13 protein-coding genes and 1 riboswitch are annotated in these 13,199 nt (G+C 73.4%); of the genes, 8 read left to right on the plus strand and 5 right to left on the minus strand.

Translation table 11 applies throughout. The features are described from left to right. Positions 1 to 7: 7 nt before the first annotated feature. Positions 8 to 1,360 carry an alpha/beta fold hydrolase gene (locus B124_RS18095; protein ID WP_496503897.1) on the minus strand — a complete coding sequence of 451 codons (1,353 nt, stop codon included), beginning with the start codon at positions 1,358 to 1,360 and terminating at the stop codon, positions 8 to 10. A 74-nt stretch (positions 1,361 to 1,434) separates the two neighbouring features. Further along, positions 1,435 to 2,445, minus strand: coding sequence for an RNA polymerase sigma factor SigF (locus B124_RS18100; protein WP_496503898.1), 1,011 nt, complete (start codon positions 2,443 to 2,445; stop codon positions 1,435 to 1,437). 243 nt (positions 2,446 to 2,688) lie between these two features. On the opposite strand from B124_RS18100, the gene B124_RS18105 reads away from it, so the two are divergent. Continuing rightward, complete coding sequence (locus B124_RS18105) at positions 2,689 to 3,057, plus strand: STAS domain-containing protein (RefSeq protein WP_496503899.1); 369 nt, start codon at positions 2,689 to 2,691, stop codon at positions 3,055 to 3,057. 200 nt (positions 3,058 to 3,257) lie between these two features. After that, positions 3,258 to 3,830, plus strand: coding sequence for an ATP-binding protein (locus tag B124_RS18110; protein WP_496503900.1), 573 nt, complete (start codon positions 3,258 to 3,260; stop codon positions 3,828 to 3,830). A 66-nt stretch (positions 3,831 to 3,896) separates the two neighbouring features. Here the strand turns inward: B124_RS18110 and B124_RS18115 are convergent, their stop codons facing one another. Then, positions 3,897 to 4,841: an alpha/beta hydrolase gene (locus B124_RS18115; protein ID WP_496503901.1), complete on the minus strand. Its 945-nt coding sequence runs from the start codon at positions 4,839 to 4,841 to the stop codon at positions 3,897 to 3,899. Positions 4,842 to 5,043: 202 nt separating this feature from the next. Between B124_RS18115 and B124_RS18120 the strand changes: the two genes are divergently transcribed. Next, positions 5,044 to 5,718, plus strand: coding sequence for a response regulator transcription factor (locus B124_RS18120; protein ID WP_496503902.1), 675 nt, complete (start codon positions 5,044 to 5,046; stop codon positions 5,716 to 5,718). 27 nt (positions 5,719 to 5,745) lie between these two features. Then, positions 5,746 to 6,987: a sensor histidine kinase gene (locus B124_RS18125; RefSeq protein WP_496503903.1), complete on the plus strand. Its 1,242-nt coding sequence runs from the start codon at positions 5,746 to 5,748 to the stop codon at positions 6,985 to 6,987. A 97-nt stretch (positions 6,988 to 7,084) separates the two neighbouring features. Here B124_RS18125 and B124_RS18130 read toward each other — a convergent pair whose 3' ends face one another. Continuing rightward, entirely contained in the window at positions 7,085 to 7,717 is a 633-nt protein-coding gene (locus tag B124_RS18130) for a GtrA family protein (RefSeq protein ID WP_496503904.1), read from the minus strand. Positions 7,718 to 7,881: 164 nt separating this feature from the next. Between B124_RS18130 and B124_RS18135 the strand changes: the two genes are divergently transcribed. The 4 genes from B124_RS18135 to B124_RS18150 all read left to right on the plus strand — a co-directional run bounded on the left by B124_RS18135 (position 7,882) and on the right by B124_RS18150 (position 12,490). Next, positions 7,882 to 9,033, plus strand: coding sequence for a 5-(carboxyamino)imidazole ribonucleotide synthase (locus B124_RS18135; RefSeq protein WP_496503905.1), 1,152 nt, complete (start codon positions 7,882 to 7,884; stop codon positions 9,031 to 9,033). A gap of 7 nt (positions 9,034 to 9,040) precedes the next feature. Next, positions 9,041 to 9,565, plus strand: coding sequence for a 5-(carboxyamino)imidazole ribonucleotide mutase (gene purE / locus B124_RS18140; protein ID WP_496503906.1), 525 nt, complete (start codon positions 9,041 to 9,043; stop codon positions 9,563 to 9,565). A gap of 92 nt (positions 9,566 to 9,657) precedes the next feature. After that, the gene (locus B124_RS18145) at positions 9,658 to 10,887 is read left to right on the plus strand and encodes a dipeptidase (protein WP_496503907.1); all 1,230 of its coding nucleotides are present in this window, start codon (positions 9,658 to 9,660) and stop codon (positions 10,885 to 10,887) included. Positions 10,888 to 11,127: 240 nt separating this feature from the next. Continuing rightward, a riboswitch (cyclic di-AMP (ydaO/yuaA leader) is annotated at positions 11,128 to 11,320 on the plus strand. 3 nt (positions 11,321 to 11,323) lie between these two features. Then, positions 11,324 to 12,490, plus strand: a complete 1,167-nt coding sequence (locus tag B124_RS18150) for a transglycosylase family protein (protein ID WP_496503908.1) — start codon at positions 11,324 to 11,326, stop codon at positions 12,488 to 12,490. A gap of 121 nt (positions 12,491 to 12,611) precedes the next feature. Here B124_RS18150 and B124_RS18155 read toward each other — a convergent pair. Then, positions 12,612 to 13,199 (minus strand): UDP binding domain-containing protein (locus B124_RS18155; protein ID WP_496503909.1); only part of this gene is annotated, 588 nt, incomplete at its 5' end.

Genomic DNA, 13,199 nt, shown 5'->3' on the forward strand with positions numbered 1-13,199 from the left:
GTGCGGGTCAGCAACTGATGCCGGCGTCCGGGTCCGCCACGGGGCGCGCCGTCAGGTGGTCCACCGCCGCGCGCTCCGCGCACTCGTTGCCGAAGCCCACCAGCCCGTGCCGCCGGCCCGGGACCGTCAGCAGCGGTGCCCGGAACCGCATCGCCACCCGCTCCGCGCCCGCCGCCGGGGTGCGGATGTCGTGCTCGCTGTTGATCAGCAGCAGATCCGCCCCGTCGGCCGCGCCGTAGTCCCCGTCGATGTCCGACGGCCGGACCGCGCCCAGCGGCTGCCCGCGCCCCGGCCAGTGGACGCAGGGCGCGTAGTCGCGCGCCACCGTCCGCGTACGCCACCGCGCCTCGTCCGCGCCGTCCAGCTCCCGCAGCAGCGCCCGCAGGTTCCCCGGCCACCGGAAGTCCGTGCAGTGGACCCCCAGGAAGAGGGCGAGCGGCGGCGGCCCCGGGTCCAGCTCGTCGAACGCCGCCCGCACGTCCGTCGGCACCTGCCGCGGTACGTTCCTGGCCGCCGGCTCCGGCACCTGCTCGTCGTCCAGCTCCTGGCGGGTGTGCAGCGTCCTCAGTACATAGGACGTGCCCGGCCGGTCCGGGTCGACGACCCCGTCGAAGACCGCCGCGCGCACCCGCTCGGGGTGGCGGGTGACGTAGACCTGGCCGGCCACCGTGGCGTACGAGTGCACCAGCAGGCTGATCCGCTCCTCGCCCAGCGCCCGGCGGACCCGCTCCAGGTCAGTCGCGGCGGCGCGGGAGCCGAGGCGGGCGAGCAGCGGGCCGTAGGAGATGCGGCAGCTCTCGACGTAGTCGCGGGCGGCGGCGTCGACGGCGGTGGCGTCCCGGACGAGCCGGAGGCTGCGCGCGGTGCCGAGGCGGTCCAGCGGGCCGCGGGGCTCGCCGCAGTCGACGCGGTGGCTGCGGCCGGTGCCGCGGCGGTCGTAGCCGACGATGTCGAAGCGGTCGCGCAGCGCGCGGGGGTAGTCGACGGCGGCGGACACCGCCTCCTGGAGGCCCGAGAGGCCGGGCCCGCCAGGGGCGAGGACGAGCGCGCCGATGCGGCGGCCGGGGTCGCGCGCGGGCAGGCGGGAGAGGGCGAGGCGGAGGGTCTCGTGGCTGCCGCCGCCCACGGGCACGGTGACGCCGCGGCACTCGCGCTGCTCCATGCCCGTCAGGGGGCAGGGGGTCCACTCGTCGCCGCGGGGGTCCGGTTCGTACGACGCGGTGCCGGCGTCAGGCGGCTCGGGGCTCCCGCCCCCGTCCGGCAGCGCGCACGCGCTCGGCCACGTCAGCGTCAGGGCCAGGACCGCGAGCAGGGCGAGCGCCGGGGCCGGGCCGCCGGCCCTCCGCCGGGTGGAGGCCATGGGGCGATCATGGCACCGCCTCCCCGGAAACCCGGGGAGGCGGCGAGGTGGCAGGCGGGCAGGCCGTCCGCGGCCTACTCCTCGACCATCAGCCCCTTGCGCAGCCGCACCAGCGTCCGCGACAGCAGCCGCGAGACGTGCATCTGCGAGATGCCCAGCTCCTCGCCGATCTCCGACTGGGTCATGTTGGCCACGAAGCGCAGCGAGAGGATCTTCCGGTCGCGCGGCGTCAGCTCCGCTATCAGCGGCTTGAGGGACTCGACGTACTCGATGCCCTCCAGACCGTGGTCCTCGTAGCCGATGCGGTCGGACAGGGCGCTCTCGGAGTCGTCCTCCTCGGGCTGCGCGTCCAGCGAGCTGGCGGTGTAGGCGTTCGAGGCGGCCATGCCCTCGATGACCTCGTCCCGGCCGATGTCCAGCCGCTCGGCCAGCTCGTCGACCGTGGGGGAGCGGTCGAGCTGCTGCGCCAGCTCGTCGCCCGCCTTCGCCAGGTCCAGGCGCAGCTCCTGCAGCCGCCGCGGGACGCGTACGGACCAGGAGGTGTCGCGGAAGAAGCGCTTGATCTCGCCGATGATCGTCGGCATCGCGAAGGTGGGGAACTCCACGCCGCGGGCGGGCTCGAAGCGGTCGATCGCCTTGATGAGCCCTATCGTGCCGACCTGGATGATGTCCTCCATCGGCTCGCTGCGCGAGCGGAACCGGGAGGCGGCGAACTTCACCAGCGCCAGGTTGAGTTCGATCAGGGTGTTACGGACGTACGAATACTCGTGGGTGCCCTCTTCGAGGGTGCCGAGCCGGTCGAAGAGGGTCTTCGACATGGCCCGCGCGTCCGCGGGGGCGACCTCGTCGAAGGCGATGCCCTCCAGCTCGTCGATGCTCCCCGTGAACGGGTCCGCCGCGGTGTCGTCGCCGACCGGGTCCGCGGGGCTCACCGGGGCCGCCGCGTCCTCGCCGGGCTCGGCGCGGGCGGCTGTGCCCTCGGCTGTGCCCTCGGCCGCGCGGTCGTGCTCTGTGTGGTCGTCGCCGTGCTCGGCGTGGGGTCGTGCCGGCGGCGTGCTGGCCGCGGCGTCGAGCCGGGTTGACATTTGTCCTCCATCGTTCTCGGCATGCGGCTGCCGATGCCATCTCTGTCCGCTGTGGTCTGCGGCGCCTCCCGAAGCCACGTCTCGTAAGTGCTTCTAGCCCTACCCCCTTCTCCTCGCCGGTGCAAGAATCAGGTGTCCATATTTGCCCTATTATGTTGGCTGTTCGGGTGTCGATCGTGTGACCAAAGGCGTAGGGTCGGGGCTGCATCGCACGACAGCTCGAAGGTCAGGAGACAAGCGCGCATGGACGCCGGAACCGCCGGAAGCCCGGGCCGCGGCCGACTGCACGTCGACGTGCGGGTCCATGGCGGGAGCGCCGTCCTCACACCTGCGGGTGAACTGGATTACCACACGGCCGAGGTGCTCCGGGAGCCCCTGGAGCGATGTATCGCCGACGGGCGCAGCCGGCTCGTACTCGACTGCACGCGCCTGGAGTTCTGCGACTCGACCGGGCTGAACGTGCTCCTCGGTGCCCGCCTCAAGGCCGAGGCCGACGGGGGTGCCGTGCACCTCGCGGGGCTGCAGCCGGTGGTGGCCAGAGTCTTCGAGATCACGGGTGCCGAGGCGGTCTTCTCCCTGCACGACACCCTGGAAGCCGCGCTCGTGGAGTGACCCGCTGACCACCGGATCCGGGGTGGGGCCGGTGCGGCAGGTGATGCGCGTCACAGCTTCCCGGGGAAACTCGGGGGTGTTTCCGCGATCTCGTAGGGCAGAAGCCCAGGCGAAACTTCTGTTACGGGCAGGAAGGGCACGAATGCGCGGACGGGTGCGCGAACGGGCGTGCGGTTGCGCGAAGGGGGGGTCGTGAGGCGATGAGCTTCAGGTCGCTGCCGCCGGGGGCGCTGCCACCGGAAGGCGAGGCCGGCAGCGGCGCCGCCGCGCCCGCGTGCCCGGACGGCGGTGCCGCCGCGTCCGCCGGCGAGCCCGCCCCCGGCCGCGAGCCCGGCCCCGGCCCCGGCCGCGAGCCCGGCCCCGCGGGACAAGTGCGCCGGCTGCGGCTCGTCGGCGCCAGCGGCATGGTGCCCCGCGCCCGTGACTTCGCCCGCCGCGCGCTGGAGGACTGGGGCTGGCTGCCCGCGGTGAACGCGGAGCAGCGCGCGGCGGCGGAGGACGTCCTGCTCGTCGTCTCGGAGCTGGTGACGAACGCCTGCCTGCACGGCGGCGGCCCGGACGAGCTGCGGCTGCGTACGGCGGGGAAGGTGCTGCGGCTGGAGGTCAGCGACTCCGGTACGGGCACACCCGAGCCGCGCACTCCGCACCGGGCCAGCAGGCCGGGCGGGCACGGGATGTTCATCGTGCAGCGGCTCTGCCTCGACTGGGGCGTGCAGCGGGAGCCGGGAGCGGCGGGCAAGACGGTGTGGGCGGAGCTGTCGGCGCCGCTGTAGCCCGTCTTTCGCCAGCCCGTCTTTCGCCAGCCCGTCGTCCGTACCGCCGTCTGCCACCGCGTACGCCTAGCCGATCCGCCCCCGCAGCCACCCCAGGATCTCCCCCACCACCCCCGGCCGGGTCAGCAGCCGCATCCCGTGCGCGCTGCCCGGCACCACCCGCACCCGAGCGTCCTCCGCCGGCATCCCGTGCGCCCGCTCCGCCGCCGCCACCGCCTCGGAGTGGTACGCCGGCACGAAGTCGGCCGCCGAGTGCAGCAGCAGCATCGGGGCGTCGTCCCGCCCGGACGCCCCGCTCCGCGGCTCCAGCGACCACCACGCCCGCCGGCAGACCGGGTCCGCCGACACCGCCGGCGTGCCGTCCGGTACGCACCCCGCCAGCCGCTCCGCGCTCGCCCGCAGCCGCCGCCCCGCCGCCGTCGCACCCGGCGCCCCGCCGTCCAGCCAGGCCCGGTACGGCGACGCCACCGGCGACAGCGCCACCACCCCCGCGGCGTGCGCACGCCCCGCCCCGTACGTGGCGGCGGCCACGGCCAACTGCCCGCCCGCCGACGAGCCCAGCACCGCGACCCGCGCCGGATCCACGGCGTACGCGGCGGCGTTGCGCCGCACCCAGCCCAGCGCCGCCAGCACGTCGTCGCGCTGCGCCGGCCACCGGACACCGGGGGTCAGGCGGTAGCCGGCGTCGAAGACCGCGTAGCCGCGGCGGGCGAAGGCCCGCGCCCAGCCGCCCCAGTCGGTGTCGTACGACCAGTAGCCGCCGTGCAGGATGACCAGCCCGCCGCGGGGCGCCCGGCGCGGCTGCCAGTGGACGGTGACCCGCTGCCGCGGATGCGCCCCGTACGCCCCGACGCTGCGCCGCAGCGCCCCGTCCGCGCCGGAGTGCTGCTGCGCCGCACGCTCCCCCGGCGCCGTCCCGCCCGGCTGCACCACCCCCGCGACGAGAGCCGCCGCGGTCCCCAGCGCCACGGCCACGAGCCGCCGCCGCCACCGGACCTGTACCGCAGCCATCGCACCCGCCTCTCCGCGGACCCGCCGGCCCGGTGACCTCATGATCGGCGACGACGGCACGGGCCGCGAACGGGCCACGGCGAACCGGCGACGGCGCGGACCGGCGCACGAGCGCCGCCGCGGCGTTCTAGTGCGTACCGGGAGGTGAGAGAACCGGACGCCACCGGCCCACTCTCGGTGACAGGAGGTCTACCATCGCACCATGACCCGAGTACTGCTGGCCGAGGACGACGCGGCCATCTCGGAACCGCTGGCCCGCGCGCTGCGCCGGGAGGGGTACGAGGTGGAGGTCCGAGAAGACGGTCCCACGGCGCTCAGTGCCGGGCTCCGCGGCGGCGTCGACCTCCTCGTGCTCGACCTGGGTCTGCCGGGCATCGACGGCCTGGAGGTGTGCCGGCGGCTGCGCGCCGACGGGCACGGCTTCCCGGTGCTGGTGCTCACCGCCCGCGCGGACGAGGTGGACACCGTCGTCGGCCTCGACGCGGGCGCCGACGACTACGTCACCAAGCCCTTCCGCCTCGCCGAGCTGCTCGCCCGGGTCCGCGCCCTGCTGCGCCGCGGCGCCACCGAGGCGCAGCCGCCGGCCACCCACGGCGTACGCATCGACACCGACTCGCACCGCGCCTGGCTCGGCGACGAGGAGCTGCAGCTCACGGCGAAGGAGTTCGACCTGCTGCGGGTGCTGGTGCGCGACGCGGGCCGGGTGGTCACACGCGAGCAGTTGATGCGCGAGGTGTGGGACACCACCTGGTGGTCGTCGACCAAGACCCTCGACATGCACATCTCCTGGCTGCGCAAGAAGCTCGGCGACGACGCCGCGAACCCCCGCTACATCGCGACGGTCCGGGGCGTGGGCTTCCGCTTCGAGAAGAGCTAGACCGGCCGCCCCCGGCCCGCGGCAGTCATGCGAAGACGCCTCATCAACAGCACCCTGGCGGTGGTGCTCATCGTCATCGCCGTCTTCGGCGTCTCGCTCGTCCTCGTCGAGACCCGCACCATCGAGGCCGCCGCCCACGACCGGGTGCAGTCCGAGGCCGTGCGGCTGTTCAGCGTCGTGGAAGGCAAGATCGCCGACGACACCCGGGTGACCCGCCGGGCGCTCGCCGGGCAGGTCACCGACGGGCGGTACGCGGAGGTGGAGCTGCCGGACGGGGACGTGCTGCGGCTGGGGGAGCGGCCGGACGGGTCGGTCATCGAGGTCACCGAGGAGGGCAGCCGGGGCGAGCGGGTCACGGTCATGGAGGCCCGCGACCGGGTCAACAGCGAGCTCGGCCAGACCCTGATGATCATCTTCGCCGTGGCGCTGCTCGCCGTCGGCGCCGCCGTGCTGCTCGCCGTACGCCAGGCCAACCGCCTCACCGCCCCGCTCACCGACCTCGCCGAGACCGCCGAGCGCCTCGGCTCCGGCGACCAGCGCACCCGCCACCGCCGCTACGGCGTCCCCGAACTGGACCGCGTCGCCGACGTGCTGGACGCCAGCGCCGAGCGGATCGCGCGGATGCTCACCGCCGAGCGGCGGCTGGCCGCGGACGCCTCACACCAGCTCCGTACGCCGCTGACCGCGCTGTCCATGCGGCTGGAGGAGATCGCGCTCACGGACGACCCGGCGACGGTCAAGGAGGAGGCGGCGGTCGCGCTCACCCAGGTGGAGCGGCTGACGGACGTGGTGCAGCGGCTGCTGACCAAGTCCCGGGACCCCCAGGCCGGCGCGGGGATGGGCTTCGACCTGGACGAGGTCGTCAAGCAGCAGATCGAGGAGTGGCGGCCGGCGTACCGCGGCGAGGGGCGGGCGATCGTCCGCTCCGGCAAGCAGGACCTGCGCGCGGTGGGCACGCCGGGGGCGGTGGCGCAGGTGCTGGCGACGCTGATCGAGAACGCGCTGATGCACGGCGCCGGGAAGGTCGCGCTGCGCACCCGGGTCACGGGCAACCAGGTGGTGGTGGAGGTCACGGATGAGGGCCCGGGCGTGCCCGCGGACCTCGGCTCGCGGGTTTTCGAGCGCACGGTCAGCGGGCGCAACTCGACGGGGCTGGGGCTCGCGGTCGCCCGTGACCTGGCGGAGGCGGACGGGGGGCGGCTGGAGCTGGTGCAGCGGAAGCCGACGACGTTCGCGCTGTTCCTCGCGCGGGAGCACGAGGAGCCCTGAGGGGCGTGCGGCCACTGCGGGGGGCGTACGGGGCGTACGCCCGCAGCGGCGCCGGGCGCGTACGGGGTGCGGGCGGGGCGCGTACGGAACGCGGACGCTACCGCCGCGCTCCGACCGCCTCCTCCTGCGCCTCGGGTTCCTCCGGCCCTTCCGGCTCCTCGGACTCCGCGTGCGCCTTGGACTCCTGCTTGGACTCCCGCGGCTTCGGCCGGCTGCCCGGGATCCGTACCTCCGCGGCCGCGGTTATCTCGCCCGCGTCGCCGGCTTCGGCGGTCTCGGCGACGGGCGGCCGGGCCGCGGGCACCGCACGGAACACCCAGCTGCGGTACGACCAGAAGCGGAACAGCGACGCGACCCCGATGCCGAGGAACTTGAAGATGTTGTTCTGCAGGGGGGTGTCCCAGTCGAACCCGTACGTGGCCACGTACAGCACGCCGTTCTCGATGACGAGCCCGGCGGTGCTGAAGACCAGGAACAGCGTGAACTCGCGCGGCGGCCGGGTCTTGTCCCGGTCGCGGTAGGTGAAGTACCGGAAGCCTATGTAGTTGAAGACGATCGCGACGGCCGTCGCGATCATGCTGCAGCGGACCACGGGCAGCTCCGTGGTGTTCCGCACGAGGTTGAAGACCGCGAGGTTGACCAGGACGCCGACGCCCCCGACCGCCGCGAACGCGGCCACCTCGCGGCTCAGGCGCCGCAGCCGCGATACCCCCGGGTGCCGTGCACTCATCAAGATCGTCAGACTCCGATGGTCGGTTGCGTTCCCCTGGTCCCTGTCTTCTCCGGCATGCCGGTTGTCCGGCGGACCGGAGCCCTCATGCTAACCGGGCCCGCCGACGGAGGGAGCCGGTCCGGCCAGCCGGTCCGCCCCGCCGGGCCGATACGCTGGGAGGCGTGACATTCCCGGTAGTCGGCATGATCGGCGGGGGACAGCTCGCCCGGATGACCCACCAGGCAGGCATCCCCCTCGGCATCAGGTTCAAGCTCCTCACCACCACCGCCACGGACTCCGCGGCCCTGGTGGTGGGGGACACGGTCGTCGGCGACCACCGCGACCTGGACACGCTGCGCGAGTTCGCCCGCGGCTGCGACGTGATCACCTTTGACCACGAACACGTACCGACCGAGCACCTGCGCGTCCTGCAGGCCGAGGGTGTCGCGGTCCGGCCCGGCCCGGACGCGCTGGTCTACGCGCAGGACAAGGGCGCGATGCGGGCCCGGCTGACGGAGCTGGGCATCCCCTGCCCGCGGCACCGGATCGTCACCGGCCCGGCGGACGTGGCGGCCTTCGCCCGCGAGGGGGGCGGCTTCCCGGTCGTGCTGAAGACGGTGCGCGGCGGGTACGACGGCAAGGGCGTGTGGGTCGCACGTACGGAGGAGGACGCCGCGGAGCCGTTCCGCGCCGGCGTGCCGGTGCTGGCCGAGGAACTGGTCGACTTCCGCCGTGAGCTGGCCGCGAACGTCGTCCGCTCGCCCAGCGGCCAGGCGGTCGCGTACCCGGTGGTGGAGTCCGTCCAGGTCGACGGCGTCTGCGACACGGTCATCGCCCCGGCCCCCGGGCTGCCGCCCGAGGCCGCCGTGCACACGCAGCAGCTCGCGCTGCGGATCGCGAAGGAACTGGACGTCGTGGGCCACCTCGCGGTGGAGCTCTTCGAGGCGGCCGGCCCCGACGGCGAGCCCCGGATCCTCGTCAACGAGCTGGCCATGCGCCCGCACAACTCCGGCCACTGGACCCAGGACGGCGCCGTCACCTCGCAGTTCGCCAACCACGTGCGCGCCGTGCTCGACCTGCCGCTGGGCGACCCGCGCCCGCGCGCGCCCTGGACGGTGATGGCCAACGTCCTCGGCGGCGACTTCCCCGACATGTACCCGGCGTACCTGCACTGCATGGCCCGGGACCCGGGGCTGAAGATTCACATGTACGGCAAGGACGTGAAGCCCGGCCGCAAGGTCGGCCACGTCAACACCTACGGCGACGACCTGGCCGACGCGCGCGAACGCGCCCGCCACGCCGCCGACTACCTGCGGGGGACGATCACGGAATGAGCACCGTATGAGCGCGGGGACCACGGAGAGCAGCCCGCTGGTCGGCATCGTCATGGGCTCCGACTCCGACTGGCCGGTCATGGAGGCGGCGGCGCAGGCCCTCGCCGAGTTCGAGATCCCCTACGAGGCCGACGTCGTCTCCGCGCACCGGATGCCGCGCGAGATGATCGCCTACGGCGAGCAGGCCGCCGCCCGCGGCCTGCGCACCCTCATCGCCGGCGCCGGCGGCGCCGCCCACCTCCCGGGCATGCTCGCCTCCGTCACCCCCCTCCCGGTCATCGGCGTCCCGGTCCCCCTGAAGTACCTCGACGGCATGGACTCCCTGCTGTCCATCGTCCAGATGCCCGCGGGCGTCCCGGTCGCCACGGTCTCCGTAGCCGGCGCCCGCAACGCGGGCCTCCTGGCGGCCCGCATCCTGGCCGCCCACGACGAGGACCTGCGCGCGCGGATGACGACGTTCCAGCAAGCCCTGAACACCCAGGCCCAGGAGAAGGGCGCCCGCCTCCGCAGCAGGACCACCCACGACGGCTGACCTGGCGCATCGCCCGGGCCCGGCCGTGTGGTTGACAGCGTGCGCGGATACCGTGATCCAGTCACGTATCCGCGCACGACGAAGGGCTTCCCATGACCGAGGCGCCGACCGGCGAGACCGGCGAACTGCTCGCGCGTGCGCGCGAGGTGCTGCAGGCACATCCCGTCGTCGACGGGCACAACGACCTTCCCTGGGCCTTGCGCGAGCAGGTGACGTACGACATCGACCAGCGCGACATCGCCGTGGACCAGAGCGCCCGGCTCCACACCGACCTCCCGCGGCTGCGGGCCGGCGGGGTGGGGGCGCAGTTCTGGTCCGTGTACGTGGGCACCGAGCTGGCCGGGGACGCCGCCGTCAGCGCGTGTCTGGAGCAGATCGACGTGGTGCGGCAGCTCGTCGACCGCTACCCCGGGGAGCTGCGGCTCGCCGTGACCGCCGATGACGTGGAGGCGGCGCGGGCCGACGGGCGGATCGCGTCGCTGATGGGGGCCGAGGGCGGGCACTCCATCGCCAACTCGCTCGCCACCCTGCGCGCCCTGCGCCGCCTCGGTGTGCGCTACATGACGCTCACGCACAACGACAACACCGACTGGGCCGACTCCGCCACCGACGAGCCGCGGCACGGCGGGCTCACCGCCTTCGGCGAGGAGGTGGTGCGCGAGATGAACCGGATCGGCATGCTCGTCGACCTCTCCCACGTGGCCCCCGCCACCATGCGCCACGCGCTGCGCGTCACCGAAGCGCCGGTCGTTTTCTCCCATTCATCCGCTCGTGCCGTGTGTGACCACCCGCGCAACATTCCTGATGATGTGCTGGAAATGCTCCCCGGTAACGGCGGTGTGGCGATGGCCACGTTCGTGCCGAAGTTCATCCTGCCGGCCGCCAAGGCGTGGACCGAGGAGGTGGACGCGCACATGGACGCCCAGGGCCTGGATCCGTTCGGCGTGGACGACGAAGCGGTCCGCGTACGGCGTGCGTTCGTGGAGGCGCACCCGCAGCCGCAGGCGACCGCCGCGACCGTAGCGGATCATCTGGACCATATGCGCGAAGTGGCAGGAATCGAACATATCGGTGTCGGCGGCGACTTCGACGGCACCCCGTTCACCCCCGAAGACCTCGCCGACGTGGCCGGTTATCCGCACCTCGTCGCCGAGCTGCTGCACCGCCGTTGGTCGGAAAAGGACCTGGCCAGGCTGCTATGGGGCAACGCCGTGCGGGTGTTGCGCGACGCCGAGGCGGCGGCGCGTGAAGTGGCCGCGCGGCGCGGCCCGTCGATCGCCACGATCGAACAGCTCGACGGTCCCGCCAGCACCCCGGAGTGAGCAGAGTGACATAAGTCACTCACATAATTTTCACGCGATGGGGCAATGTGTCCGACTCCTCTGGTATTGGCAAGTCTCCACCGGAGAGGGGGATTTGAGGAGCGGCGCAGGATGCGGCGATTGTCGGACTGGTTCCGATGTGACGTGGGGAACGGCCTTGGTAACGGTTCGCAGCTTGTTCCTTTTTCGGCTGTGTGATTACGGTGCTCGCCGTGCTCGCGCCACCGATGCGGGTACCTCGTCGCCGTAACGCCGAATCCTGTCGGCGGTGACGGGCAGGCACTTCAGCTTCACGGCAGGAGCGGGGGACCCAGGTAAGTGCCGCACCGTGCGCAAGCGCGGGACGGCTTGGGGTGAAGCCATGCTTCCGCATGGCCGGGCATCTCCAGCTCGAACCCGACAGCTCACCTCGCAGGCGTCGGAGAGGAGCATGGCCATGTCCGCACGCGGACGTCACCGTCGCCTGGGCCGGATAGCCCGGGGCAGCAGAGCGCTCATCATCACCGCCGGCAGCGCCGGCGTCGCCATTCCGCTCATCGCCGGCGGCCACGCCCAGGCCGCCTCCGTCGACACCTGGGACCGTGTGGCCCAGTGCGAGAGCGGCGGCGACTGGAGCATCAACACCGGTAACGGCTTCTACGGCGGCCTGCAGTTCGTGCAGAGCACCTGGGAGGGCTACGGCGGTACGCAGTACGCGCCGCGCGCCGACCAGGCCACCAAGGAGCAGCAGATCGAGATCGCCGAGAAGGTCCTCGCCTCGCAGGGCCCCGGCGCCTGGCCGGTCTGCTCCGTCCAGGCCGGCCTCACCCAGGGCGGCCCCGCCCCGGACCTGAGCACCGGCGGCGGCGAGGAGGCCCAGCAGGAGAGCGAGCCCGAGCAGGCCGCCCAGGCCGACGCCCCGCAGCAGGAGCAGGCGCCGGAGAAGAAGTACGAGAAGGCCGGCAGCTACACCGTCGTCTCCGGCGACACCCTTTGGGATATTGCTCGCAAGCACGGCATCAAGGGCGGCTGGCAGACGATCTACGAGGGCAACAAGGACGTCATCGGCAGCGACCCGGACCTGATCTTCCCCGGTCAGAAGTACGAGTTCGACGGCGGCGAAGAGGTCACCCTCGAGGAGTCGGAGACCACGCCGGCCCAGCCGTCCGCCGCGCAGGACGAGGAGCCGGCGGCCGAGGCCGCTCCGGCGGGCGGGTTCACCGCTCCGGTCGACGCCGGTGTGTCCACCGCGTACCGGGCCGCCGGCGGCTCGTGGTCCAGCGGTTACCACACCGGTGTCGACTTCTCCGCCGGCTCCGGCACCCCGGTCAAGGCCGTCACCTCCGGCACCGTCGTCAAGGCCGGCAACGGCGCCGACGGCAGCGCGTACGGCATCGCCGTCGTGATCAAGCACGACGACGGCCGCTACAGCCAGTACGCCCACCTGTCGTCCACCTCGGTGAGCGTGGGCCAGAGCGTGGGCGCCGGCGACCAGATCGGCCTGTCCGGCTCCACCGGCAACTCCACCGGGCCGCACCTCCACTTCGAGGTGCGCACCGGCCCGGACTACGGTTCGGACATCGACCCGGTCGCGTACCTGCGCGACAACGGCGTCTCCATCTGAGGGTCCCCCGCACGGCGCAGCCCCCCGTTTCCGGCGGAACGGGGGGCTCTGCCGTACGTGCCCTCGCGCTTCGGGGACCGCGGGCATCGGGCATCGGGCATCGGGCTACGCGGGCTTCGCGCTACGCCGCCGGGCGGCCCATGGCGCGGAACGTCCAGCCCGCGGCGCGCCACGGCGCCGGGTCGAGGGTGTTCCGGCCGTCGATCAGATACGGCCGCGAGACGACCGCCGCCAACTGCCCGGCGTCCAGGGCGCGGAACTCCGGCCACTCCGTGAGATGCAGCACGACGTCCGCGCCGCGCAGCGCGTCCGCCGCCGACTCGGCGTAGCGCAGGGTGGGGAAGACGCGGCGGGCGTTCGCCGTCCCCTTGGGGTCGTAGACGGTGACCTGGCCGCCCTGGAGGTGGATCTGCCCGGCGACGTTGAGGGCGGGGGAGTCGCGTACGTCGTCGGAGTCGGGCTTGAACGTCGCGCCCAGGACGGCGATCCGGCGGCCGAGGAAGGTCTCCCCGCAGGCTTCGCGGGCGAGTTCGACCATGTGGGCGCGGCGGCGCATGTTGATCGAGTCGACCTCGCGCAGGAACGTCAGCGCCTGGTCCACGCCGAGTTCGCCGGCGCGGGCCATGAACGCGCGGATGTCCTTGGGCAGGCAGCCGCCGCCGAAGCCGATCCCGGCGCGCAGGAACTTCTTCCCGATCCGCTCGTCATA

Source organism: Streptomyces sp. CNP082 (assembly GCF_059570535.1).